This is a genomic window from Vibrio aestuarianus (assembly GCF_012395185.1).
Lineage (GTDB): Bacteria > Pseudomonadota > Gammaproteobacteria > Enterobacterales > Vibrionaceae > Vibrio > Vibrio aestuarianus.
In genome coordinates, this window is the sequence record NZ_JAAZTU010000001.1 from 19,974 (window position 1) to 43,978 (window position 24,005).

The window sequence follows — 24,005 nt, forward strand, 5'->3', positions numbered from 1 at the left end:
CGAGTAATAAAATAATTCGCGGGGATTATACTATCCCAATACACTCATTAAGTTAAAGATTGGTAAATACATTGCCACAACTAGCCCACCGACGACAGTACCGAGGAAAATAATTATCAGTGGTTCGAGGATTTTACCAAGATTATCAACGGTGTTATCGACTTCAAATTCATAAATAGTCGCCACTTTGTTGAGCATGTCATCGAGTTTACCTGACTCTTCGCCAATCATTACCATTTGCAGCACCATTTCAGGGAAGGCATTGGTATTGCGCATAGCGATGTACATTGGCATACCTGCCGCTGTATCTCGATAAACACCTTGAATCGCTGTCTCGAAATGGATATTACCAGCGGTTTTCGCGGTCGATTTTAAACTGACCAGAATGGGAATTCCGGCGCTAAAACTGGTTGCCAATGTTCGACAGAATTTAGCGATGGAAGCTTTGCCGATAACAGCACCAAGAATGGGTAGTCTCAAACTTAATTGACTGGTTTTAAGACGAATTAAAAACGATTTTTTGCGCATAGCTTTAACGATACTGATAATAAGTAACACGCTAGCGAAACCCCAAAGGCTGTAGTTTTGCACCCAATGTGAGAGCTGCAAAACTTGCTGAGTAAACCAAGGCAGCTCTGCACCGAAGCCTTTAAACATGACTTCAAATTCAGGGATCACAAGCGTGAGCATTAAATAAGCAACGGCCAAAGCGACAAAGACGACCATTGTCGGGTAAATGAGCGCTTTGATAACTTTGGCATGTAATTGCTCACTTTTTTCTCTGTAGGTGGCTAAACGCTCAAAGACCTCGGCCAAGTTGCCGGATTGTTCACCGCTATAAACTAAATCAATATACAGTTGGTCAAAATAGGTGCTTGCTGTACTCATTGATTTTGAAATAGGAGTGCCGGCCTCAACCCCTTTTGTAACTTGCGCTAGAATCGATTTCATCTCCGCCTTACGATGATTGTGTCCAACCAATTTTAATGCCTGAACGATAGGAACCCCGGTGCTGATCATGGTTGCTAATTGGCGAGTTAACAGGGTAATGTCTTTAGCTTTAACACGATGAGTGAGGTGAGCGATGAGAGAAAGACGGCCTTTTTTCACTCTCCTAAGTTCAATATGCTGATCTTGTAGTTTGCCGCGCACTTCTAACTCATCCAAAGCCAGTATTTGCCCGTAGACTTTTTTACCTGAGCTATTTATCCCTTTCCAACGGTAATGCTTAAGCTTTGTTGTTGATGTTTTCATTATTTGGGCTCAATCAGTGAGTTATCGTTGAGTTAGAAATAAAGAACACGTTGTAACTCTTTAACGCTGGTTACTCCAAGTTTCAGTTTTTCGATGCCTGATTCTTGGAGGGTTTGCATACCATTGGCTTTAGCGAGTTGTTCTATTTGTAATATGCTGGCCTTGTGCATGATAGCCTGTGTTAATTGAGGGGTGAATTCCATCATTTCGTAGATGCCCACTCTTCCTGCATAGCCATTGGTACACTCATTACAACCATGAGGGTTGGCCTCATAAATAACGTCTTGATCAGAAAGATTAAATTTCCGCAGCAAGCTGGGCGTTGTATTAGTTGCTCTTTTGCAATGTGGGCAAAGTTGTCTTGCTAGCCTCTGAGCAACAATAAGACTCAATGAGGACGCTAGGTTAAACGCCTCAATTCCCATGCTACTTAAGCGGATCACGGTTTCAGCGGCGGAGTTAGTGTGTAAGGTTGAAAGGACTAAGTGGCCAGTTTGCGCTGCTTTGACCGCAATTTCAGCCGTTTCTGTATCTCGAATTTCACCGACCATTACAATGTCGGGGTCTTGGCGTAAAAATGAACGTAATGCTTGTGCAAACCCAAAACCAATCTTTGGCTGTACCTGAACCTGGTTAATGCCTGATAGGTTGATCTCGACAGGATCTTCCGCGGTAGAGATATTGACATCGGTAGTATTGAGCAGGCGTAACCCAGCATAAAGTGAAACGGTTTTTCCGCTGCCAGTAGGGCCTGTCATTAAGATCATTCCTTGCGGCCTTTTTAGTGCCTGTAAGTAGAGTTGTTTTTGCTTATCGTTGTAACCTAGTTTGCCTATATCGAGGTGGGAGGCACTGCTATCGAGTAAGCGTAATACGATTTTTTCACCCCATAAGGTAGGTAGTGTTGAAACACGCATATCAATGGCTGTGTCTTGGTTTAAACGCAATTTTATCCGTCCATCTTGTGGAAGGCGCCGCTCGGCAATATCAAGTTTAGAGAGGATTTTTATCCGCGCAGCAAGGCGGCGACCTAAATGACTGGCTGGCTGTTGGGTTTCGACTAACATACCGTCACAACGTAAGCGCACTCGGTAGAGCGTTTCGTAGGGTTCAAAGTGAATATCGGATGCGCCTTTACGTATCGCATCTAATAAAATTTGATTGATGAAACGGCTAACGGGGGAATTATCTTGGCTAAGATCTTCTACCGACTGAATTTCATCGTCAGCGAGTTGAACTAAATTTGCCAGTTGATCTTGGTTGATCTCTCTTTCCGTGCTTAATGATTCTTGCATTGCTCGCCCATACAGGCGACGAATTGCGGCTTGTAAAGTTTTATAGTCAGCCAACACCAATTCAATTTTCAAACCCGTTGCGAAGCGAAAATCATCTTCTACTTGCAAATGGGTTGGGTCGGAAACTGCAATGGTCAGGGTTTGGCCTTTTCTTAAAATTGGTAGTGCTTGGTAGCGGGTGATGAGTTCTCGTAAGCCCAATTGTTGACACAATGTATAGTAGTCATAACCAGTTAGGTCAGTGTCGGGCAAACCGAAAATAGAGCTTAAATGTTCGGTTAAATCGTAATGATGAAATAAACCTAAAGTGAGAAGAGCCTCTAGCACACTATCACCAGAAGCTTCAATATGTTCGATAACCGTTTGCTCTTGCGCAAGGCTAATAAGATTTGCTTGCCGAAGAATTGCAGGGAGATTGGTGAGCATATTTTTTACTAGAACGTGCCTGCCACACAGCTCTTTAATGTTTGTGCTGTATCGTGTTGGCAGCTCCAACCTGATGAGCCTTTGGTAAAGCGAACAATTTTATTTTGCATCGTCGATTGGCTACCAAACTTAAACTGAATTGCAGAAGATACGCCGGAGGGAAATTCAAGTGTACCAAGAGTATTCATGGCACTTGATGCGCCAATATTGGTCAAATTTGAAGGAAAAACTCCGGTTTCTTGAGCGTCTATATCAATATTGGTTAGTAATGCGCTTAGAGTACTTAAAGCGACTGTGGCTTCAGATTTTTTGACATGATTTTTATACGCAGGCACCGCTATCGTAGACAGCACACCAATAATGGCCACTACAATCATCAATTCAATTAAGGTAAATCCGTTTTGTTTTCTGTTGCTATTGGTGTTCATTGCCTTCTCCAGTTGAATACATTCCAATGACTGAGCATAAGAATCTTGTTGAGTAGAAGGAATGCGTAAAATAGGGCTGCGCGAGTGATTTAGAGTTTTTATTTATCGTATTGCATACAGAACATGAAAAAATACGACTCAGTTAAAAACGAAGCTTTTTTGATATGAGTGTCATTAAAAAGGAAGCTGATTTAGCTTCCTTAGTCAAAAAATGTAGTGAGTCGATGTGGATTGATCTATTTGAAACGCATGGATAAATCCATCGCCTTTAAGTGCTTGGTTAAAGCGCCCACTGAAATGTAATCAACACCGGTTTGTGCGTATTCACGAATGGTCTCAAGCGTTACATTGCCAGAGTTTTCAAGTGCCGCACGACCAGCATTAATTTTCACCGCTTCACGCATCATATCGGTGCTGAAGTTATCTAGCATGATAATATCGGCGCCGGCTTCAATCGCTTCGACCAACTCTTCCAAGTTCTCTGTTTCAACTTCTACTGGTTTTCCAGGGTTTAGCTTTTTCGCCATGCTGATCGCCTGTGTAATGCCACCGCATGCAATAATGTGGTTTTCTTTGATGAGATAGGCATCGAACACCCCAATACGATGGTTAAAACCACCACCACACGCGACGGCATATTTCAGTGCGCTGCGTAAACCAGGAATGGTTTTACGGGTATCAAGCAAGCGGCAATCAGTACCTGCAAGCTGTTTGGCGTATTGCGCAGTTGTTGTGGCGCAGCCAGACAAGGTTTGAATAAAGTTCATCGCATTACGTTCACCGGTTAATAGCGCGCGAGCTGGGCCGGAAAGGGTACATAATGTTTGATTAGGCTCTACGCTGTCACCGTCTTGTACATGCCAGTCAATGGTGACTTCACCACCGAGCTGTTTAAAGACTTCATCTGCCCATGCTTGTCCACAAAATACACCCTGTTCACGAGTGATAATGGTGGCAACGTTGTGAGCGTCTGCTGGAATTAGACTTGCGGTGATATCAGATGTGGCATCAAGAGTACCACCAAGATCTTCTTTAAGTGTCTCGGCCACGGCACGAGTAATTTCAAGAGGAAGCTGTTGTTTTAGATAATCAAGGCGTTGTTGGCTATTGTGTGTATTTTTCATCGCAAATCTAATATTGTGTTGAACAGAAGTGGGAATGATACGCTGACTCAACAGCAAATTCAGCCATTAATCGCTAATTTCTAATAGCGATACGGAAAATCATCACTATACCCAATAGAGAGCCTTTGAATATGGCGTATAACTTAACTATCCCAAGTAGCGAAGTCACGCAAAACACAGCGATTGTTGACGGTTGGTACCAACATGCCCGCCGTGTTGCCTCGCCTTTTTTTGATGAGCGTAGTGATGAGGACGATATTTCATTGCTGGTGCTACATAACATCAGTTTACCGCCCGGAAAGTTTGGGGGCCCCTATATTGAGCAGTTTTTTACTGGTCGATTGGATCCCAATGCCCACCCTTTTTTTAAGACGATTCATACCATGGGTGTTTCGGCACATTGTCTGATTTGTCGAAATGGGCAGGTGATACAATTTGTGCCATTTAATGCCAGAGCTTGGCATGCTGGGCAGTCAAGCTTTGCTGGCAGAGCAAAATGCAATGACTACTCGATAGGTATTGAATTGGAAGGGAGCGATTTCGTTGCCTACACTCAGGCACAATATCAAGCGCTTACGGATTTAAGCAAGGCGTTAATGATGCATTATCCGAAGATCACCACTGAGCGTATTACCGGGCACCAGTATATTGCACCGCTGCGCAAAACCGACCCCGGTTTAGTCTTTGACTGGCGTCGATTTAGGGCGCAGCTGAAGCAAGATTAAATCTTGTCGTGGAACTCCACTAAAATTTGCTCAACCCAGGTTTGAATGCGTTCGTCACTGAACTCGTATTGCGAATCTTCATCCAACGCTAAACCGACAAAATGGGATCCATCTTCAGTCAGTGCTTTCGATGCTTCAAATTGGTAGCCTTGGTTTGGCCAATAGCCAATAAATTGGGCACCAACTTGTTTTAGCTCATCATGTAGCATCCCCATCGCATCGAGGTACCATTCGCCATAACCTTCTTGATCGCCTAAGCCGAACAATGCGACGTACTTGTCGTTTAGTGACACGCCATCGATTTGATCCCATATTGCGCTCCAATCTTCTTGGATTTCGCCAAAGTCCCAGGTTGAAATACCGAGTATTAAAAGATCATAGTCGCTCATTAAAGAAAGTGGTGTTTCTTTCACATTGTGAATGTCGACTAAATCTTCACCGATGATGGCGCGGATCTTTTCTGCTGCCATTTCGGTATAACAAGTGGTTGAGCCGTAAAACAGACCGATCTTCATAATTTTTTGTTCGTTTAAAGTCAGAATGGTGAATTCTAACCATAAATTGACGCGCTTTGCAGCGATTATCCTGCTAACCCTGTTTTTTTATGGTATTAAACTCGTGGCTCACTTAACCTGAGCAAGGTTATTTTTACTACTGAGGTTTGATGTGGCTGAGCATTTTTCTCCTGACCAAGGAATTGTCGAACAATTTTTGGATGCGATGTGGATGGAACGCGGTTTATCAGAAAATACGCTCTCTTCGTATCGTAATGATCTGACGAAACTATTGCAGTGGATGCAGCACGATAACTATCGCCTCGATTTTATTAGTTTGTCTGGGTTACAACAGTATCAAGCGTGGCTTACTGACCAAGACTACAAGCAAACTTCACGGGCGCGTATGCTTTCGGCGATTCGTCGTTTGTTTCAATATCTGCACCGGGAGAAAATTCGCGCCGATGATCCGAGTGCTTTGTTGGTCAGCCCTAAGCTGCCGCAACGTTTACCAAAAGATCTGTCAGAGCAGCAGGTGGATGCGCTGCTTAATGCGCCAGATACCAACAATCCGCTCGAATTGCGCGACAGAGCCATGCTTGAACTACTGTATGCCACCGGACTGCGTGTCACTGAATTAGTGTCACTCACCATGGAAAACATCAGTTTACGCCAAGGTGTCGTGCGAGTGATCGGTAAAGGCGGAAAAGAGCGTTTGGTGCCAATGGGAGAAAATGCGGTGGATTGGATTGAAACTTTTCTCCACCAAGGGCGGTCTGCATTATTAGGTGAGCAGACATCCGATATCGTTTTTCCGAGCAAACGCGCACGGCAGATGACTCGCCAAACATTTTGGCATCGGATTAAACACTATGCAGTGATCGCGGAAATTGACGTTGAAAAACTCTCGCCGCACGTATTAAGGCACGCTTTTGCCACTCATTTGCTCAATTACGGAGCAGATCTACGGGTTGTGCAAATGCTGCTTGGACATAGTGACTTATCAACCACGCAAATTTATACTCACGTCGCCACAGAGCGACTCAAACAATTGCATAGCGAGCACCATCCAAGGGCTTGAATAAAGGTGAACTTACATGAGCGTATTACGCCAATTGACTCTACTTACATTGCCATTTTTCGTTGCAGCGTGTAACGCTGAAGAAACCACAACAGCCCCACAAACGGCACAAATCAAGCAAGTTCAATCTATTGATAAAGGCGTTTTTGAACAACGTTTTTCAAAACTAGGTTTGCAAGTGGTTGATGTTAAAGCCTCTGATGTCGAAGGTTTAGTTGAAGTGCAAACTTCGGGCGGCATTTTATTTGCTTCGCCTGATGGCCGTCATTTTATTGCAGGAACATTGTATCAATTAGATGAAAATGGTGGTTATGTCGATGTATTGGCAAAGCGTCAAGCACCACTGAACGCGGCTAAAATTGAAACTTTCAAAGACAGCATGATCGAGTACAAAGCGGCAGATGAAAAATACATTGTGACAGTATTTACTGACATTACTTGTGGCTACTGCACACGTCTGCATAGCCAAATGGCAGGCTATAACGAGCTTGGTATTACTGTGCGCTACATGGCTTTCCCTCGCCAAGGCGCGACTGGTCAAGTTGCCGAACAAATGGCCGTCATTTGGAGTGCCGATGATAAAGCGGCTGCGATGAATGAAGCGAAAACGAATCGTGGCGCGCCTCAAGCCGGTGAAAATATCGAGCAGGCGAAGCAGACGATAGCGCAGCATTATCAGCTTGGACGTGAATTGGGTATCAGCGGTACACCAGCGATATTCTTACCGAATGGTGAAATGGTCGGAGGCTATTTGCCGCCAGCTCAACTATTGCAACGCCTTCAACAGCTTTAATAACTTAGGAGTCAGGCTTGAGTTTACTCAAGCCTGCTGATTTATGATTGAGATAAAACGCAGACCTGAACCAGACCTTTCACAACTTCCCGATACTCTCCCTTCCTTGCTGAAACGCATTTACATCAGTCGCGGTATTACCAGTGTCGAGCAACTGGATAAAGCTGCCAAAGCCTTACATTCTTACCAGAAATTAGGGGGAATTGAAGAAGCGGTCGAATTACTGTTTAACGCGATTCAGCAACAACAGCGCATTATTGTCGTTGGGGATTTCGACGCTGATGGGGCAACCAGTTCGGCGCTTTCGGTTTTAGCACTGCGCATGCTTGGTAGTCATAATGTGGATTACCTAGTACCTAACCGTTTTGAAGATGGATATGGCTTAAGCCCTGAAGTGGTTGATCAAGCGATTGAGTTGGGCGCGCAGGTGATCATGACCGTGGATAATGGTGTTTCATCAATCGAAGGTGTGCGCTATGCCAAACAACAAGGGTTAACCGTATTAGTGACGGATCATCACTTGCCTGGGCATGTCTTGCCGGAAGTCGATGCAATGGTTAACCCCAACTTACAAAGCTGTGCGTTTCCATCGAAAGCTTTGGCAGGGGTTGGTGTTGCGTTTTATTTGATGATGGCATTGTGTGTTCACATGCGTAAATCAGGCTGGTTTAGTGAGCAAGGAATGACTGAGCCGAAATTGATGGAGTTGATCGATCTCGTCGCGCTTGGCACCGTTGCTGACGTGGTACCGCTTGATGAAAATAACCGTATTCTCGTGCATCAAGGTTTACAGCGTATTCGTGCTGGGCACGCAAGGCCGGGGATCCAAGCTTTGATCGAAGTAGCCAAGCGTGATGCGCGACGTTTAGTGGCTTCTGACTTTGGTTTTGCATTAGGCCCAAGGATCAACGCTGCTGGTCGTTTGGATGATATGTCTTTCGGTGTCGAGTTATTGATGAGCAATAACATTCACGCGGCACGTCGGATGGCAAATGAGCTGGATGGCTTAAATCAAACGCGCAAAGAAATCGAAGAGGGTATGAAACAAGAAGCGTTGGCTTTTTGTGAACGCTTACAGCTTGGCGAAAATACACAATTACCTCATGGGTTAGTGCTGTTTCAGCGAGATTGGCACCAAGGTGTGATTGGTATTTTGGCTTCGCGTATCAAAGATAAATATCACCGACCTGTGATTGCGTTTGCAGATGGTGGCGATGGTAATATCAAGGGGTCATGTCGCTCTGTAGTCGGTTTACACATGCGCGATGCTTTGGATCGGATTGATACGCAACACCCCGGTTTAATTGCCAAATTTGGTGGTCACGCCATGGCGGCAGGTTTAACCATTGCCGAAAAAGATTTTGAACGCTTTGCGAGTTTGTTTGATCAGGTGGTGCGAGAAGAGTTAGATGAGGCGGCATTAAAAGGTGTGATTTTGTCTGACGGTGAATTAAAACCTGAAGAATTCTCTATGCATACCGCTGAAATGCTGCGTGCTGGTGGGCCGTGGGGACAAGCGTTTCCTGAACCGCTCTTTGATGGCGAATTTAAACTCTTGCATCAAAAGTTGGTCGGAGAAAAGCATTTAAAATTAATGCTTGAACCGTTATTCAAAGGTCATCCGACCAATATTATGATCGATGGTATTGCGTTCAATGTTGATTTAAGACGTTGGCCAGATGCATCTGTGAAAACCGTTCGGCTTGCTTATAAGCTCGATATCAATGAATTTCGTGGTAATCAATCGCTGCAATTGATGATTGATCATCTAGAAGCGAAGTAATGTCGACTACTGATGCCGCGTCACTGTGGCATCAGTAGTGATTGATTATATTCAGTTTTTTTATTCTCTTTATTCTGCCTTTCCCAAGCTTTTTGCTTTTGAGCAACGATCTGTAGTGAATCAACGACCCTCAACCTAATTTATTTATCGTGTGATTGGGTATAGTAGCCCGTTCATTCCTCATCTGTATTGATTATGTAATTGGTCTGACCATTATCTTTTCTGTTTTAACTTATTAATGTTATCAGTGTGTTTAAACGTGACCTGTTCTATGATTTAGGTCAAGTTTTGGCTGGACATCCGCGTTTTAATTATGTTAATTTCTGCACCAACTTGAAATTGGTATTACCAATTGACTGCAAAGAGTAGAAGAATAATAAATTATGGCTTATCAAAGGATTCGTCAGCCAAAACTCTCCGATGTTATCGAACAGGAGTTGGAAAGGTTGATAGTGGAAGGAACACTCTCTCCGGGGCAACAATTGCCACCAGAGCGAGAACTGGCAAAACAGTTCGAAGTGTCGCGTCCCTCTATCCGAGAAGCTATTCAACGTTTAGAAGCCAAGCGCCTATTAACTCGGCGTCAAGGTGGTGGAACGTTTGTTAGCGAGAATATCTGGAAAAGTTTTTCTGATCCTCTGCTAAATTTATTGTCTAGCCACTCTGAAACTCAGCTTGATTTACTTGAATCGCGACACGCGATGGAGGGTATTTCTGCCTATTTTGCAGCCTTGCGTGGTACTGAGGAAGATTTTGCTCGAATTCAATCCTGCCTAGCTAGAATTGGTGAGCAACAAGCAAAGAAAGAGATTGAAGCAGAAGCGTCCGCGGTGGTTGAGTTTTTAGTCGCTCTCACTGAAGCTGCACACAATGTGGTGCTTTTGCATATTGTCCGTAGCCTTGCACCATTGCTTGAGCAAAATGTTCTACAGAATTTAAAGCTATTACACCGCCGCCATGAAGTGGTGGAGAAAGTAAGTAAACACCGAGCTAATATCGTGGATGCGATTGTTTCTGGTCAGCCGGAAAAGGCGCGTGAAATGTCACATTCTCACTTAGCTTATATCGAAGAAACATTGTTGGATTTGACCAAAGAAGAGTCTCGCCGTGAGCGTTCTTTACGTCGAATTCAACAAGGTAATGAGTCGTAAATTAGCGACTAATTGCTTGTTTATAGATCCAACCAACAGAAGGATAGATCTCCATGTCTGACATGAAGCATGACGTAGATGCACTGGAAACTCAGGAATGGCTAGCAGCCCTTGAGTCAGTTGTACGTGAAGAAGGTGTAGAGCGTGCTCAGTTTTTACTAGAGCAAGTTTTAGACAAAGCACGTCTAGACGGTGTTGATATGCCAACTGGTATTACTACCAACTACATCAACACGATTCCTGCAGCACAAGAGCCAGCTTACCCAGGTGACACAACGCTTGAGCGTCGTATTCGCTCAATCATCCGTTGGAACGCGATCATGATCGTTCTACGTGCATCGAAAAAAGACCTTGAGCTTGGCGGCCACATGGCGTCATTCCAGTCTTCTGCTGCGTTCTACGAAACATGTTTTAACCACTTCTTCCGTGCCCCTAACGAAAAAGATGGTGGCGACTTGGTTTATTACCAAGGTCACATCTCTCCTGGGATCTACGCACGTGCTTTTGTTGAAGGCCGTTTAACTGCTGAACAGCTAGACAACTTCCGTCAAGAAGTGGATGGCAAGGGTATCCCTTCATATCCTCACCCTAAATTGATGCCTGAGTTCTGGCAATTCCCGACTGTATCTATGGGACTAGGTCCGATCTCTGCTATTTATCAAGCTCGCTTCCTTAAATACCTAGATGGCCGTGGTATGAAAGATACCAAAGAGCAACGTGTTTACGCGTTCCTAGGTGATGGTGAAATGGACGAGCCAGAATCACGCGGTGCAATCTCGTTTGCCGCTCGTGAAAAACTCGATAATCTATGTTTCCTAATCAACTGTAACCTACAGCGTCTAGATGGCCCTGTTATGGGTAACGGCAGCATCATCCAAGAACTAGAAGGCCTATTTAAAGGCGCTGGTTGGAATGTGGTTAAAGTTATCTGGGGTAGTAATTGGGATTCACTACTGGCAAAAGACACATCTGGTAAGCTTCTTCAACTAATGAATGAAACTATCGATGGTGACTACCAAACATTCAAATCTAAAGACGGCGCGTACGTACGTGAGCACTTCTTTGGTAAATACCCAGAAACCGCAGCACTTGTTGCAGACATGACTGATGATGAGATCTTCGCGCTTAAGCGTGGTGGTCATGATTCATCTAAACTGTACGCAGCATTTAAAAATGCACAAGAAACCAATGGTCGTCCTACTGTTATCCTAGCGAAAACAGTAAAAGGTTACGGCATGGGTGAAGCGGCAGAAGGTAAGAATATCGCACACCAAGTTAAGAAGATGGACATGACTCACGTACTTCACCTACGTGACCGTCTAGGCCTACAAGATCTGCTAACTGACGAAGCGGTAAAAGAACTGCCATACCTAACGCTGGAAGAAGGCTCTAAAGAGCACGAATATCTACATGCTCGTCGTAAAGCACTAAAAGGTTACACGCCACAGCGTTTGCCTAAATTCACAGAAGAATTAGTGATTCCACCAGTTGATGAATTCAAGCCGCTACTTGAAGAGCAGAAGCGTGATATTTCAACAACAATGGCATTTGTTCGTGCATTGAACGTTCTGCTTAAAGATAAAAACATTGGTAAGAACATTGTGCCAATTATTGCCGATGAAGCGCGTACATTTGGTATGGAAGGTCTATTCCGTCAAATCGGTATTTACAATCCACACGGCCAGAACTACACCCCTCAAGATCGCGATATCGTTTCTTACTATAAAGAAGCAACATCAGGTCAGGTACTACAAGAAGGTATCAATGAGCTAGGTGCTATGTCTTCATGGGTTGCGGCTGCAACATCATACAGCACCAACAACCTGCCAATGATTCCGTTCTACATCTATTACTCCATGTTTGGTTTCCAACGTGTTGGCGATATGGCGTGGATGGCGGGCGATCAACAAGCTCGTGGTTTCTTACTGGGTGCAACAGCAGGTCGTACAACGCTTAACGGTGAAGGTCTACAGCACGAAGATGGCCACTCGCACATCATGGCGGGTACGGTTCCTAACTGTATTTCTTACGATCCAACCTTCGCTTATGAAGTGGCGGTAATCATGCAAGACGGTATCCGTCGTATGTATGGTGATCAAGAGAACGTGTTCTACTACCTAACTTTGATGAACGAAAACTACGCAATGCCAGCAATGCCAGAAGGCGCTGAAGAAGGCATTCGTAAGGGTATCTACAAATTAGAAAGCTACACTCCACAAGGAACGACTGGCTCTAAAGGTAAAGTTCAGTTAATGAGCTCAGGTACGATCATGAACGAAGTACGCAAAGCGGCTCAAATCTTAAGTGATGAGTACGGCGTGGCTTCAGATGTTTACTCGGTAACGTCATTCAACGAAGTAACTCGTGATGGCCAAGCTTGTGAGCGTTACAACATGCTTCACCCTGAAGCGCAGGCACAAGTTCCTTACATTCAAACGGTAATGGGTAGCGAACCTGCAATCGCAGCAACGGATTACATGAAAAACTACGCCGAGCAAGTGCGTGCGTTTATCCCTGCTGAGTCTTTCAAAGTGTTGGGTACGGATGGTTTTGGTCGTTCAGACAGCCGCGAAAACTTACGTCGTCATTTCGAAGTGAACGCAGGTTATGTTGTGGTTGCAGCGTTAACTGAACTAGCGAAACGTGGCGAAGTTGAGAAATCTGTCATTGCGCAAGCAATTAAGAAATTCAACATCGATACTGAAAAAACAAACCCGCTATACGCTTAATTGAAGGTAGGAAAGAATAATGGCAATCGAAATTAATGTACCTGACATTGGTGCGGATGAGGTTGAAGTTACTGAAATTCTTGTCAGCGTTGGCGACAAGGTTGAAGAAGAACAGTCTCTTATTACTGTAGAAGGCGATAAGGCTTCTATGGAGGTTCCTGCCTCTCAAGCAGGTATTGTTAAAGAAATCAAAATCGCTGAAGGTGATAAAGTCTCTACTGGTTCATTGATTATGATCTTTGAAGCAGAAGGTGCAGCAGCGCCAGCTGCAGTTGAAGTAGCTCCAGCAACTGCTCCTGTGGCAGCATCAGCAAGCGAGCTTAAAGAAGTACATGTTCCAGATATTGGCGGTGATGAAGTAGAAGTCACTGAAATCATGGTCGCTATCGGCGATGCAATCGAAGAAGAGCAATCTCTATTGACGGTTGAAGGCGACAAAGCTTCTATGGAAGTTCCAGCGCCATTCGCAGGTACGCTGAAAGAGATCAAAGTAGCAGCAGGCGATAAAGTAACGACTGGCTCTCTAATCATGGTATTTGAAGTTGCAGGTTCAGGCGTAGCCGCGGCTCCTGCTGCTGTAGCGGCACCAATGGCGGCAGCTCCGACCGCTTCTGCAGCGAAAGAAGTCAACGTTCCAGATATCGGTGGTGATGAAGTAGAAGTGACTGAAATCATGGTAGCCGTTGGCGATACCGTGGAAGAAGAGCAATCTCTAATCACGGTTGAAGGCGACAAAGCTTCAATGGAAGTGCCAGCACCGTTTGCCGGTGTAGTGAAAGAAATCAAGATTGCAACAGGCGATAAAGTATCGACTGGCTCGTTAATCATGGTCTTTGAAGTAGCAGGTGCAGCACCAGTTGCAGCTCCTGCTCAAGCAGCGGCACCAGTAGCACCAAAAGCTGAAGTGACTAAACCAGCGACAGTAGCAACCGCTGAGTTTGAAGAGAACAATGAGTATTCTCATGCTTCTCCAGTTGTTCGTCGTCTTGCACGTGAATTTGGCGTTAATCTATCTAAGGTGAAAGGTTCTGGTCGTAAGAGCCGTATCCTAAAAGAAGATGTGCAAAATTATGTGAAAGAAGCACTTAAGCGTCTTGAATCTGGTTCGGCAGCAGCGGCTTCTGGTAAAGGTGATGGCGCAGCACTTGGCCTCCTACCTTGGCCAAAAGTTGATTTCAGCAAGTTTGGTGAAACTGAAGTTCAGCCACTTTCTCGTATCAAGAAGATCTCGGGTGCTAACTTGCACCGTAACTGGGTGATGATCCCACACGTTACCCAATGGGATAACGCTGATATCACCGAGCTTGAGAACTTCCGTAAAGAGCAAAATGCGATTGAAGCGAAGAAAGATACAGGCATGAAGATCACGCCACTCGTGTTCATCATGAAAGCTGTAGCGAAAGCTCTAGAAGCGTTCCCAGCATTTAACTCTTCACTTTCTGACGATGGCGAAAGCTTGATTCTGAAGAAATACGTAAACGTGGGTATTGCGGTTGATACGCCAAATGGTCTCGTTGTTCCTGTCTTCAAAGATGTGAACAAAAAAGGCATTTACGAGCTATCAGCTGAGCTTGCTGAAGTATCGAAGAAAGCACGTGCTGGTAAACTGACAGCGGCAGATATGCAGGGTGGTTGTTTCACTATCTCTAGCCTAGGTGGCATTGGTGGTACTGCATTTACGCCAATCGTCAATGCGCCAGAAGTGGGTATTCTTGGTGTGTCTAAATCAGAGATCAAGCCTGTGTGGAACGGCAAAGAGTTCGAACCACGCCTACAACTTCCACTCTCTCTATCATACGACCACCGTGTGATCGATGGTGCGGAAGGTGCACGCTTCATCACTTTCCTAAATGGTGCATTATCAGACATTCGCCGTCTGGTTTTGTAAGCCAAGTTTAGTTAATGATAGGGCGGCGATTAAGCCGCCCTCGTTAACACGAATAACAAGATGATTGGATTACGAACACTTTTTCCTAATCGAATTGTCGTCTAGCTCACAGGCTAAATGGATTTACTTTTCACACCATTAACATCTCTGTAAACTGTTGCGGTCTGAAAAATATCTCGTTTTAAGTAATTCGTTTTTAATAACAAAACAAATAGATAGAACACCCACTCAGCCTGTTAGGGATAATGACTACAAGAGGTCAAAATGAGCAAAGAAATCAAAGCCCAAGTGGTAGTGCTTGGTGCCGGTCCTGCTGGTTACTCCGCTGCATTCCGCTGTGCAGACTTAGGTCTTGAAACAGTACTTATTGAACGTTACAGCACCCTTGGTGGTGTGTGTTTGAACGTGGGTTGTATCCCATCTAAAGCACTACTTCACGTAGCGAAAGTTATTGAAGAAGCGAAAGCGCTTGCTGAGCATGGTATCGTATTTGGTGAACCACAAACTGACATCGACAAAATTCGTCTTTGGAAAGAAAAAGTGATCAACCAACTGACAGGCGGTCTTGGCGGTATGGCTAAGATGCGTAAAGTCACCGTTGTTAACGGTTTTGGTAAATTTACTGGCCCTAATGCTATCGAAGTTGAAGGTGAAGACGGCAAAACCGTAGTTAATTTCGATAACGCTATCGTTGCAGCGGGTTCTCGCCCAATTAAACTACCATTCATTCCTCATGAAGACCCACGCATTTGGGATTCAACTGATGCACTTGAACTGAAAGAAGTTCCTGGAAAGCTGTTGATCATGGGTGGCGGTATTATCGGTTTGGAAATGGCGACGGTTTACCACTCGCTTGGTTCTAAAATTGATGTGGTTGAAATGTTTGACCAACTTATCCCAGCGGCGGATAAAGACATGGTCAAAGTTTACACCAAACGTATCAAAGACAAATTTAACCTGATGCTTGAAACGAAAGTGACGGCTGTTGAAGCGAAAGAAGATGGTATCTACGTTTCAATGGAAGGCAAAAAAGCACCAGCGGAAGCTGAGCGTTATGATGCAGTCCTTGTTGCTATCGGCCGTGTACCAAATGGTAAGCTGATGGATGCTGAAAAAGCAGGTATTGAAGTGGATGAGCGTGGCTTTATCAATGTGGATAAGCAAATGCGCACGAATGTTCCTCATATCTTCGCTATCGGTGATATTGTTGGTCAACCAATGTTGGCTCACAAAGGTGTGCATGAAGGTCACGTAGCGGCAGAAGTTATTTCAGGTAAGAAACACTACTTTGACCCTAAAGTAATCCCTTCAATTGCGTATACTGAGCCAGAAGTCGCTTGGGTTGGTAAAACTGAAAAAGAAGCGAAAGCAGAAGGCATTAGCTACGAAGTAGCGACATTCCCTTGGGCAGCTTCTGGTCGTGCAATCGCTTCTGATTGTGCAGACGGTATGACCAAGCTTATTTTTGATAAAGAGACTCATCGTGTTATTGGTGGTGCTATCGTTGGTACTAACGGTGGTGAACTACTGGGTGAAATTGGTCTTGCTATCGAGATGGGTTGTGATGCCGAAGATATCGCATTGACGATTCATGCTCACCCAACGCTACACGAGTCTGTTGGTCTTGCGGCTGAAGTGTTTGAAGGTACGATTACTGACCTTCCAAACGCGAAAGCGAAAAAGAAAAAGTAATGACCTAATCGTCAGATAAAGAAAAACCGCTGAAGCCAGCGGTTTTTTTATGCTCTTATCGATCAGATATTAGTGCTCTTTTTTGTAGATGCACAGCATATTTAGGTAGCTTTTCACTAGCATGCGCATGCTTTCTTCATTCGGTAGGCGATTTGCCTGAATAAAGAGCGAGTAGCAGATACCGTGGAAAAGTGTCGCCAGATCTTCAGGATCATGTTCGTTGCATACTTCACCACGTTCGATAGCCTTAATAAACATATTCTTGACTAGTAATTGATTGGTGCGGTTTGTAGAAACAAACAGTGGCCAAACTTCTTCACGTGTCGAAGCACTCCACTCAAACCACACTTTTAACCAGTGGCAGTCATTAACCACAAGGCTAACCATGGCGGTAGTAATGTTGGTTAAGTTCTCTTTTGCGTACAGATCAAGGTCGATATTATCAGCGAGAAAGTTAGAAAATTGGCATACAACGTGCGTTAATACGTCATCCACTAAATCTTCGCGAGTTGGGAAGTAATTGAACACCGTTGCAACAGAAACCTGTGCAATTTCAGCGATATCGGCATGACCACCACGGCCAATGCCTCGTTTTGCAAACACTTCAAGAGCGATTTCCATCAATTGAAGTTTACGCTTTTGTGGTGATAAGCGCGTTCTGGGGCGTTTCTCTATAGATGCGTCCATAATTTTTTAATCCTTACCATTTGACGTTTTGTATTGAGCTTTCCGCTCTAATGATTATTTTATTAATTGCTTTTAAAGCTTCATGAGTGTACTGCTGCATATGATGTAGGTCAAATAATATGAGCCTGTTTTTTGTTCAATTGTGTTAAATGCAATCATATTCAAGTGGTTTTATTGTTTGAATTGAAATTAACGGTCAATCGGTACAAAGCAAGCCTCATTTAACTATCCCGTGCAGCGGTGGTACTATATGTACCAAGCTAGTTACGCGACGCCATCATTACGTAAAACAGTGATCGTAAAGCGTGTCGCATCACCTAAAAAGAGAACAGTATGAAGCATACAGTTGAAGTGATGATTTCTGAGGAAATTGTTCAGGAACGAATTCGTGAATTAGGCAAACAGATCACCGAACATTATCAGGGCAGTGAAGATTTGGTCATGGTTGGCTTGCTACGCGGTTCATTTGTATTTATGGCAGACCTTGCTCGTAACATTGATTTGGTTCACCAAGTTGATTTTATGACGGCATCTAGCTATGGCAATACGATGGAAAGCTCACGTGATGTTCGTATCTTAAAAGATCTGGATGATGACATTAAAGGCAAAGATGTGTTGTTGGTTGAAGATATTATCGATACGGGTAATACCTTGAACAAAGTAAAAGAGATCCTTTCGTTACGTGAACCTAAGTCCATCCACATTTGTACTTTGCTTGATAAGCCTTCACGCCGTGAAGTACCTGTGGATGTAAAATGGATTGGTTTCGAAATCCCTGATGAGTTTGTGGTTGGGGTCGGTATCGATTACGCACAAAAATATCGTCATTTGCCGTTTATTGGCAAAGTTGTGCCACAAGAGTAAGTTAACGAAGATATGATACCAATTGTAGTAAATAACTGTTCATCCTGGCTGGTTAAAATGCTCGATAACTGCGTTAGAATTTTTTATTGTAGACTAACTACTTATCGAAAAATTCTGCCTTGTTCTCAAGCCTTTTTCCTGCGCTATTTCTGATCACTTATTTACTGTGATTGGTATGATAAAGAGCCCACTATTGAGTGGGCTCTTGGTATTTTAGCGACATAATAGCTCGTGATTGGGGTTCAGGATTTTTTCCATCGCCTTTTGATAAGTGTCATTCACCCGTTCGCGTGAATTACAACGAACACCTAGATATTCTAAGCGTCCATCTTCAATACCGTACACTACGCCATGCAGTTCTACATCTTGACCGCGCTCCCACGCGTTTTGTAGGACCGTGGAGTTGCCCAAGTTATACACTTGTTCAGCAACATTGATTTCACAAAGCTTGTCGGCTTTATTTTGTTCGGGTATAGCATCTAAATAGGTGCGATGTTTCAGGTATAAGTCACGAACATGCAGTAACCAGTTGTTGATCAACCCTAGTTGTGGATTATCAATCGCTGCATTCACACCCCCACAGTCATAGTGTCCGCAGATAATGATGTGTTTTACTTTCAATACATCAACCGCATATTGCACCACAGAAAGACAATTCAAGTCGGTATGAATTACCTGGTTTGCGACGTTGCGATGCACAAACAGTTCACCCGAATAAAGCCCGGTTAAACGTTCCGCAGGTACGCGACTGTCAGAGCAACCAATCCAGAGAAAATCAGGGTCTTGCCCTTGAGCTAGCTTTGCAAAGTACTCAGGACGTTCTGCTTTAATCGATTCAGACCAACGCGAGTTATTTTCAAAAAGCTGTTTAAGTTCTGGCATCTCACTTCCCTTAAAATAGACCAAATTGCATCAATAGTAATGCTCAAGAATAAATCTGACTATACACAATGTTACAATTTCATTCTCTTATAAAATGAAGAAAAAGGCACTCATCTGACGAGTTCTCGTATGAAAAATCATGAACTTAGCTAGTTCCCATTTTTTTAGTCAAGATTGGCTAAAATTGTCGTTAATTAACGGTTAATAATTGTGATTAACATTTGCTACAGTGATGTGATTTTGTTTTTTTACAAGGAGCGCATAAGTGTTTGGGAGTCGTTTTGCCAATATTGATTTGAAAGGTGATTTGTTTGGTGGAGTGACAACGGCCATTATATCACTGCCTTTGGCGTTAGCTTTTGGTGTTGCTTCGGGCGCCGGTGCGGAAGCTGGGCTTTGGGGCGCGATCATGGTCGGGTTATTTGCTGCTTTATTTGGCGGCTCATCAACCTTGATATCAGAGCCTACCGGACCGATGACGGTCATTATGACTGCAGTCTTAACCAGCATGGTCGCTAGCTACCCAGAAACTGGACTGGCTATGACCTTTACTGTTGTGATGATGGCGGGGGCATTTCAGATATTGCTTGGAACCCTCAAGCTTGGAAAATACATCACATTAATGCCATACAGTGTGATATCTGGCTTCATGTCGGGCATTGGTGTCATCCTCATCATTTTGCAACTTTCACCACTGCTTGGTCAGGCAGCCCCTTCGGGTGGGGTGATGGGAACATTGTCTGCATTGCCAGATATCATCAGCAACATGAAGTTTAATGAACTGTTTTTGGGTTTGCTCACTCTTGGTATTCTATTCTTCTTGCCTAATAAATATCGGAAATACGTTCCCGCACAACTGGTTGCTTTAGTGGTAGTGACGTTAATTTCTGTATTGCTATTTAACCCTGAAGATATTCGACGTATTGGCGTGATACCGGCTGGTTTGCCTTCACTGGTGATCCCTACTTTTAATGCTGAAATCTTCACAACCATGGTGATTGATGCGTTAGTGCTAGGCACACTAGGTTGTATTGATACCTTACTGACCGCGGTGATTGGTGACTCTTTAACACGCAAAGAGCATGACTCAGATAAGGAGTTAAGAGGGCAAGGGCTTGCCAATATGATTTCAGGATTATTTGGTGCGTTACCGGGCGCAGGGGCAACGATGGGGACGGTGACTAACATTCAAGTTGGAGCGCGTTCACCTTTATCAGGAGTTGCTCGTGCTTTGGTGTTGGCGTTAGTTGTGTTAGTGGCTGGTGGTTTAACCGAACCTATCCCGATGGCGGTTTTAGCGGGTATTGCTGTCTATGTCGGGTTCAACATTCTCGATTGGAGTTTCATTCAACGCGCGCATAAAGTCAGCGTGCAAGGCATGGCTATTATGTATGGCGTAATGCTGCTGACGGTGTTTGTTGATTTGATTGTGGCGGTTGGCTTAGGTGTATTTATCTCTAATATCTTAATCATTGAACGTTTGAGCCGCGAGCAAGCGCGTCAGGTTAAAGCGATCAGTGATGCTGATGAGAACGATGTGCCCTTGACTGACAGCGAGCGCTCTTTGCTTGAGAAAGCCAATGGCAAAGTGCTGTTCTTTTATCTCTCCGGTCCAATGATCTTTAGTGTTTCTAAAGCGATATCTCGCCAGCATAACCACATTAGTGACTATGAAGCGATGATCCTTGACCTTACCGATGTGCCAATGATTGATGTGACGGTTGGCTTAGCGTTAGAGAATGCGATCAGAGATGCGTTAGATGCGAAATGTGCGGTTTATCTGTTGTGTCCGAATATACAAACCAAACAACAGCTAGAGAAGTTCCACATCTTAGATTTAGTACCGAGTGAGCAGACTTACTCTTTCCGTTATGAAGCGTTAAATGCGGCTGTAAGTCATGTAACCCAATCTAACTAGTTTGGGGTGATAACCTTAAGAGCGCAGATCACTTGGTCTGCGCTTTTTATTTCATTAATTTCTAATGTTGGGTTGAAAAATGGTGGGTTAGGTGGCACATCTAACAAGTTAAAGTCACAAAGAGTGATCATTGAATGTACGCATTAGAAATAGAACAACTACGTAAAACCTACGCAGGTGGTTTCGAGGCCCTAAAAGGGGTGAGTTTGCAGGTAAGAAAGGGCGATTTTTACGCACTGCTTGGACCTAATGGGGCTGGAAAATCGACAACTATCGGTATTATTTCATCCTTGGTCAATAAGACTTCCGGTAACGTAAAGGTTTTTGGCTACGATATTGATAAAGATCTGGAACTTGCGAAGCAAAATATTGGCTTGGTTCCTCAAGAATTCAATTTCAACCAATTTGAGAGCGTTGAGCAGATTGTAATGCAGCAGGCTGGTTATTACGGTGTTGCTAAATCGCTAGCGAAAGAAAGAGCGGAAAAGTATTTATCTAAGCTCGATCTGTGGGAAAAACGTAAAGAACGTGCACGAAATCTTTCTGGTGGTATGAAACGCCGCTTAATGATTGCTCGCGCTTTGATGCATGAACCCAAACTGCTCATTTTAGATGAACCGACGGCTGGTGTGGATATTGAGCTCCGTCGTTCAATGTGGGAATTTCTTAAAGAGATCAATGCACAAGGCATTACCATTATTTTGACCACGCACTATTTAGAAGAGGCTGAAATGCTGTGCCGTAACATCGGCATTATCAACCGTGGTGAGTTAATCGAAAATACCTCAATGAAAGATCTGCTCGCGAAACTGCAGTTTGAGACCTTTATTTTGGATTTGGCTGACGATTCACCGTTGCCTCAGTTAGCTGGCGTTGTTTCACAAACCATGGTTAACGGTTCACTAGAAATCGAGTTAGAGAAAACCAGAGGGTTGAATTCAGTGTTCGAGCAACTAACGCAGCAAGGCGTGACAGTATTGTCAATGCGCAATAAAGCTAACCGCTTGGAAGAGCTGTTTGTCAGTATTGTGCAACAACAGAGTCGAGGTCAGTAATTATGTATCGTTTGTATTGGACGGCTTTTTGTAGCTTGTTGACCAAGGAAATAAACCGCTTTACGCGAATTTGGGTGCAGACCTTAGTGCCACCAGCTATTACCATGACGCTTTATTTCATCATTTTTGGTAACTTGATTGGTTCGCGAATTGGTCAAATGAATGGTTTTAGCTACATGGAATATATTGTGCCGGGCTTAATCATGATGTCGGTGATCACCAACTCTTATTCCAATGTTGCTTCTTCTTTCTTTAGCGCGAAATTTCAAAAAAATATTGAAGAGTTACTGGTTGCTCCCGTTCCCAATTACGTGATTATTGCAGGGTTCGTTATGGGGGGCGTAGTGCGAGGTTTATTAGTCGGAGCCATCGTGACTTTTGTTTCGTTGTTTTTTGTTGATCTACAAGTGGATCATTGGGGCATTATTGTTGCGACGGTATTTCTCACGTCAGTAGTGTTTGCTTTAGGCGGCATGATTAACGCGGTGTTTGCTAAGACATTTGACGATATTTCGATTATTCCGACTTTTATACTCACGCCATTAACTTATTTAGGTGGAGTCTTTTATTCGATCAGCCTGCTGCCGGATTTTTGGCAAGGAGTATCGAAAATCAACCCAATTGTTTATATGGTTAATGCGTTTCGCTATGGTTTTCTTGGGGTTTCTGATGTGGGTATCGTGACTTCCTTTAGCGTACTGGGGGTTTTTGTGGTCGCGTTGTATGCGGTTGCTCACTATCTTGTATCACGTGGTATTGGTCTGAGAAGCTAGTACTACTCGTAGCCAATAATTGCTAATAAAAAGGTCGACACAGTGTCGACCTTTTTTAATTCAGCAGGTTGGAGATTATTCTTCTTCAGGATCGGCTTTGCTTTCTACATTGAAATCTACGATTTGGTTATCAATCAAACGGGCTTGGCCTAAAAAAGCTGAAACTAAAATCACTGCTTGAGTTGTCTCGGCTGAGATAACTTGCAGAGTTTTAGCGTCGCGAATGAAGATCTCATCCGGTTGTAAGCCAGCAGCGCGCAGTTGATCACTCGCATCTTCAATGATCGATGCATAGTCATCACGTCCACCACGCATTGCACTACTGATCCAACGCATAGTGCGTGCTAGCACTGGAGCTCGTTGGCGTTGATCGAGTGTAAGCAGGCCATTGCGTGAGCTCATGGCTAACCCGTCCATTTCGCGCACGGTTGGAACACCAATAATTTCAATATCCATGCATAGGTCATTAACCATCTGACGAATAACGGCCAATTGCTGGAAATCTTTTTCCCCAAAACAAGCGACATTAGGCTGAACAATATTGAATAGTTTAGCGACAATGGTTGCTACACCACGAAAATGTCCTGGTCTTGAAGCGCCTTCGAGCATATGCGATAGCCCTGGTACTTCAATAAAGGTTTGTTTGTCTAAACCTTGTGGATACATAACTTCTGGGGTTGGAGTAAAGACAAAATCAACGCCTTCCGCGTTAAGTTTACTTAAGTCTTCATCTAATGTTCTTGGGTAGTTGTTTAAGTCATCTGCACGATCAAATTGCATTGGATTGACAAAAATACTGACCACGACCACATTTCCCTCTTCACGAGCTTTACGCACTAGGGTCAAGTGGCCTTCATGTAAGTTGCCCATGGTTGGCACAAAAGCGACTCGGCGACCATCACGCTTATACTGTTTGATCTGCTCGCGAAGAGCTGAAATGTCAGCAAAAGTTTGCATGAATAT

20 protein-coding genes are annotated in these 24,005 nt (G+C 44.0%); 12 read left to right on the forward strand and 8 right to left on the reverse strand.

Annotated features, from left to right (window positions below):
* Positions 1–30: 30 nt before the first annotated feature.
* The 4 genes from HGG78_RS00120 to nadC form a co-directional block, all read right to left on the reverse strand.
* On the reverse strand, positions 31–1,254 hold the full coding sequence (locus HGG78_RS00120; RefSeq protein WP_172531754.1) for a type II secretion system F family protein: 1,224 nt from the start codon (positions 1,252–1,254) through the stop codon (positions 31–33).
* 32 nt (positions 1,255–1,286) lie between these two features.
* Complete coding sequence (pilB, locus tag HGG78_RS00125) at positions 1,287–2,975, reverse strand: type IV-A pilus assembly ATPase PilB (protein WP_172531755.1); 1,689 nt, start codon at positions 2,973–2,975, stop codon at positions 1,287–1,289.
* A gap of 8 nt (positions 2,976–2,983) precedes the next feature.
* On the reverse strand, positions 2,984–3,403 hold the full coding sequence (locus HGG78_RS00130) for a type IV pilin protein (protein ID WP_172531756.1): 420 nt from the start codon (positions 3,401–3,403) through the stop codon (positions 2,984–2,986).
* Positions 3,404–3,639: 236 nt separating this feature from the next.
* A complete protein-coding gene (gene nadC, locus HGG78_RS00135) occupies positions 3,640–4,527 on the reverse strand; it encodes a carboxylating nicotinate-nucleotide diphosphorylase (protein ID WP_172531757.1) in 888 nt (295 codons plus the stop codon).
* A 131-nt stretch (positions 4,528–4,658) separates the two neighbouring features.
* Between nadC and ampD the strand changes: the two genes are divergently transcribed.
* Positions 4,659–5,252 carry a 1,6-anhydro-N-acetylmuramyl-L-alanine amidase AmpD gene (gene ampD / locus HGG78_RS00140; RefSeq protein ID WP_172531758.1) on the forward strand — a complete coding sequence of 198 codons (594 nt, stop codon included), beginning with the start codon at positions 4,659–4,661 and terminating at the stop codon, positions 5,250–5,252.
* Here ampD and fldB read toward each other — a convergent pair.
* The gene (fldB, locus tag HGG78_RS00145; RefSeq protein ID WP_172531759.1) at positions 5,249–5,767 is read right to left on the reverse strand and encodes a flavodoxin FldB; all 519 of its coding nucleotides are present in this window, start codon (positions 5,765–5,767) and stop codon (positions 5,249–5,251) included. The genes ampD and fldB overlap by 4 nt on opposite strands.
* Before the next feature lie 151 nt (positions 5,768–5,918).
* Here fldB and xerD point away from each other — a divergent pair, with 151 nt between their 5' ends.
* The 7 genes from xerD to lpdA all read left to right on the forward strand — a co-directional run bounded on the left by xerD (position 5,919) and on the right by lpdA (position 16,863).
* Positions 5,919–6,827: a site-specific tyrosine recombinase XerD gene (gene xerD / locus HGG78_RS00150; protein ID WP_172531760.1), complete on the forward strand. Its 909-nt coding sequence runs from the start codon at positions 5,919–5,921 to the stop codon at positions 6,825–6,827.
* A gap of 16 nt (positions 6,828–6,843) precedes the next feature.
* Entirely contained in the window at positions 6,844–7,620 is a 777-nt protein-coding gene (gene dsbC, locus HGG78_RS00155) for a bifunctional protein-disulfide isomerase/oxidoreductase DsbC (protein ID WP_171979588.1), read from the forward strand.
* Between the two features lie 43 nt (positions 7,621–7,663).
* Positions 7,664–9,403, forward strand: coding sequence for a single-stranded-DNA-specific exonuclease RecJ (recJ, locus tag HGG78_RS00160; RefSeq protein ID WP_172531761.1), 1,740 nt, complete (start codon positions 7,664–7,666; stop codon positions 9,401–9,403).
* Positions 9,404–9,786: 383 nt separating this feature from the next.
* A complete protein-coding gene (gene pdhR / locus HGG78_RS00165; protein ID WP_053311326.1) occupies positions 9,787–10,554 on the forward strand; it encodes a pyruvate dehydrogenase complex transcriptional repressor PdhR in 768 nt (255 codons plus the stop codon).
* Between the two features lie 53 nt (positions 10,555–10,607).
* The gene (gene aceE / locus HGG78_RS00170; RefSeq protein ID WP_172531762.1) at positions 10,608–13,283 is read left to right on the forward strand and encodes a pyruvate dehydrogenase (acetyl-transferring), homodimeric type; all 2,676 of its coding nucleotides are present in this window, start codon (positions 10,608–10,610) and stop codon (positions 13,281–13,283) included.
* 19 nt (positions 13,284–13,302) lie between these two features.
* On the forward strand, positions 13,303–15,171 hold the full coding sequence (aceF, locus tag HGG78_RS00175; protein WP_172531763.1) for a pyruvate dehydrogenase complex dihydrolipoyllysine-residue acetyltransferase: 1,869 nt from the start codon (positions 13,303–13,305) through the stop codon (positions 15,169–15,171).
* Between the two features lie 264 nt (positions 15,172–15,435).
* Positions 15,436–16,863: a dihydrolipoyl dehydrogenase gene (gene lpdA, locus HGG78_RS00180; RefSeq protein WP_168523296.1), complete on the forward strand. Its 1,428-nt coding sequence runs from the start codon at positions 15,436–15,438 to the stop codon at positions 16,861–16,863.
* Positions 16,864–16,932: 69 nt separating this feature from the next.
* On the opposite strand, the gene HGG78_RS00185 is transcribed toward lpdA, so the two are convergent.
* Complete coding sequence (locus HGG78_RS00185; protein ID WP_172531764.1) at positions 16,933–17,550, reverse strand: LuxR/HapR/OpaR family quorum-sensing transcriptional regulator; 618 nt, start codon at positions 17,548–17,550, stop codon at positions 16,933–16,935.
* A gap of 333 nt (positions 17,551–17,883) precedes the next feature.
* On the opposite strand from HGG78_RS00185, the gene hpt reads away from it, so the two are divergent.
* Positions 17,884–18,414, forward strand: coding sequence for a hypoxanthine phosphoribosyltransferase (gene hpt, locus HGG78_RS00190; protein ID WP_053311321.1), 531 nt, complete (start codon positions 17,884–17,886; stop codon positions 18,412–18,414).
* Between the two features lie 213 nt (positions 18,415–18,627).
* On the opposite strand, the gene can is transcribed toward hpt, so the two are convergent.
* Entirely contained in the window at positions 18,628–19,296 is a 669-nt protein-coding gene (gene can / locus HGG78_RS00195) for a carbonate dehydratase (protein ID WP_053311320.1), read from the reverse strand.
* 265 nt (positions 19,297–19,561) lie between these two features.
* On the opposite strand from can, the gene HGG78_RS00200 reads away from it, so the two are divergent.
* The 3 genes from HGG78_RS00200 (at position 19,562) to HGG78_RS00210 (ending at position 23,042) form a co-directional block, all read left to right on the forward strand.
* Positions 19,562–21,214: a SulP family inorganic anion transporter gene (locus tag HGG78_RS00200; protein ID WP_172531765.1), complete on the forward strand. Its 1,653-nt coding sequence runs from the start codon at positions 19,562–19,564 to the stop codon at positions 21,212–21,214.
* 134 nt (positions 21,215–21,348) lie between these two features.
* A complete protein-coding gene (locus HGG78_RS00205) occupies positions 21,349–22,269 on the forward strand; it encodes an ABC transporter ATP-binding protein (RefSeq protein WP_053311318.1) in 921 nt (306 codons plus the stop codon).
* A gap of 2 nt (positions 22,270–22,271) precedes the next feature.
* Positions 22,272–23,042, forward strand: a complete 771-nt coding sequence (locus HGG78_RS00210) for an ABC transporter permease (protein WP_053311317.1) — start codon at positions 22,272–22,274, stop codon at positions 23,040–23,042.
* Between the two features lie 75 nt (positions 23,043–23,117).
* Here the strand turns inward: HGG78_RS00210 and panC are convergent, their stop codons facing one another.
* Complete coding sequence (gene panC, locus HGG78_RS00215; RefSeq protein WP_172531766.1) at positions 23,118–23,999, reverse strand: pantoate--beta-alanine ligase; 882 nt, start codon at positions 23,997–23,999, stop codon at positions 23,118–23,120.
* Between the last annotated feature and the right edge of the window lie 6 nt (positions 24,000–24,005).

Excerpts from the sequence above, each read along its gene's own strand:
- HGG78_RS00210 (WP_053311317.1), top strand. The coding sequence starts at position 22,272 with ATGTATCGTTTGTATTGGACGGCTTTTTGTAGCTTGTTGACCAAGGAA.
- HGG78_RS00205 (WP_053311318.1), top strand. The coding sequence starts at position 21,349 with ATGTACGCATTAGAAATAGAACAACTACGTAAAACCTACGCAGGTGGT.
- pilB (WP_172531755.1), bottom strand. The coding sequence starts at position 2,975 with ATGCTCACCAATCTCCCTGCAATTCTTCGGCAAGCAAATCTTATTAGC.
- aceF (WP_172531763.1), top strand. The coding sequence starts at position 13,303 with ATGGCAATCGAAATTAATGTACCTGACATTGGTGCGGATGAGGTTGAA.
- aceE (WP_172531762.1), top strand. The coding sequence starts at position 10,608 with ATGTCTGACATGAAGCATGACGTAGATGCACTGGAAACTCAGGAATGG.
- pdhR (WP_053311326.1), top strand. The coding sequence starts at position 9,787 with ATGGCTTATCAAAGGATTCGTCAGCCAAAACTCTCCGATGTTATCGAA.
- nadC (WP_172531757.1), bottom strand. The coding sequence starts at position 4,527 with ATGAAAAATACACACAATAGCCAACAACGCCTTGATTATCTAAAACAA.
- fldB (WP_172531759.1), bottom strand. The coding sequence starts at position 5,767 with ATGAAGATCGGTCTGTTTTACGGCTCAACCACTTGTTATACCGAAATG.
- ampD (WP_172531758.1), top strand. The coding sequence starts at position 4,659 with ATGGCGTATAACTTAACTATCCCAAGTAGCGAAGTCACGCAAAACACA.
- panC (WP_172531766.1), bottom strand. The coding sequence starts at position 23,999 with ATGCAAACTTTTGCTGACATTTCAGCTCTTCGCGAGCAGATCAAACAG.
- recJ (WP_172531761.1), top strand. The coding sequence starts at position 7,664 with ATGATTGAGATAAAACGCAGACCTGAACCAGACCTTTCACAACTTCCC.
- dsbC (WP_171979588.1), top strand. The coding sequence starts at position 6,844 with ATGAGCGTATTACGCCAATTGACTCTACTTACATTGCCATTTTTCGTT.
- HGG78_RS00130 (WP_172531756.1), bottom strand. The coding sequence starts at position 3,403 with ATGAACACCAATAGCAACAGAAAACAAAACGGATTTACCTTAATTGAA.
- HGG78_RS00185 (WP_172531764.1), bottom strand. The coding sequence starts at position 17,550 with ATGGACGCATCTATAGAGAAACGCCCCAGAACGCGCTTATCACCACAA.
- hpt (WP_053311321.1), top strand. The coding sequence starts at position 17,884 with ATGAAGCATACAGTTGAAGTGATGATTTCTGAGGAAATTGTTCAGGAA.
- can (WP_053311320.1), bottom strand. The coding sequence starts at position 19,296 with ATGCCAGAACTTAAACAGCTTTTTGAAAATAACTCGCGTTGGTCTGAA.
- HGG78_RS00120 (WP_172531754.1), bottom strand. The coding sequence starts at position 1,254 with ATGAAAACATCAACAACAAAGCTTAAGCATTACCGTTGGAAAGGGATA.
- lpdA (WP_168523296.1), top strand. The coding sequence starts at position 15,436 with ATGAGCAAAGAAATCAAAGCCCAAGTGGTAGTGCTTGGTGCCGGTCCT.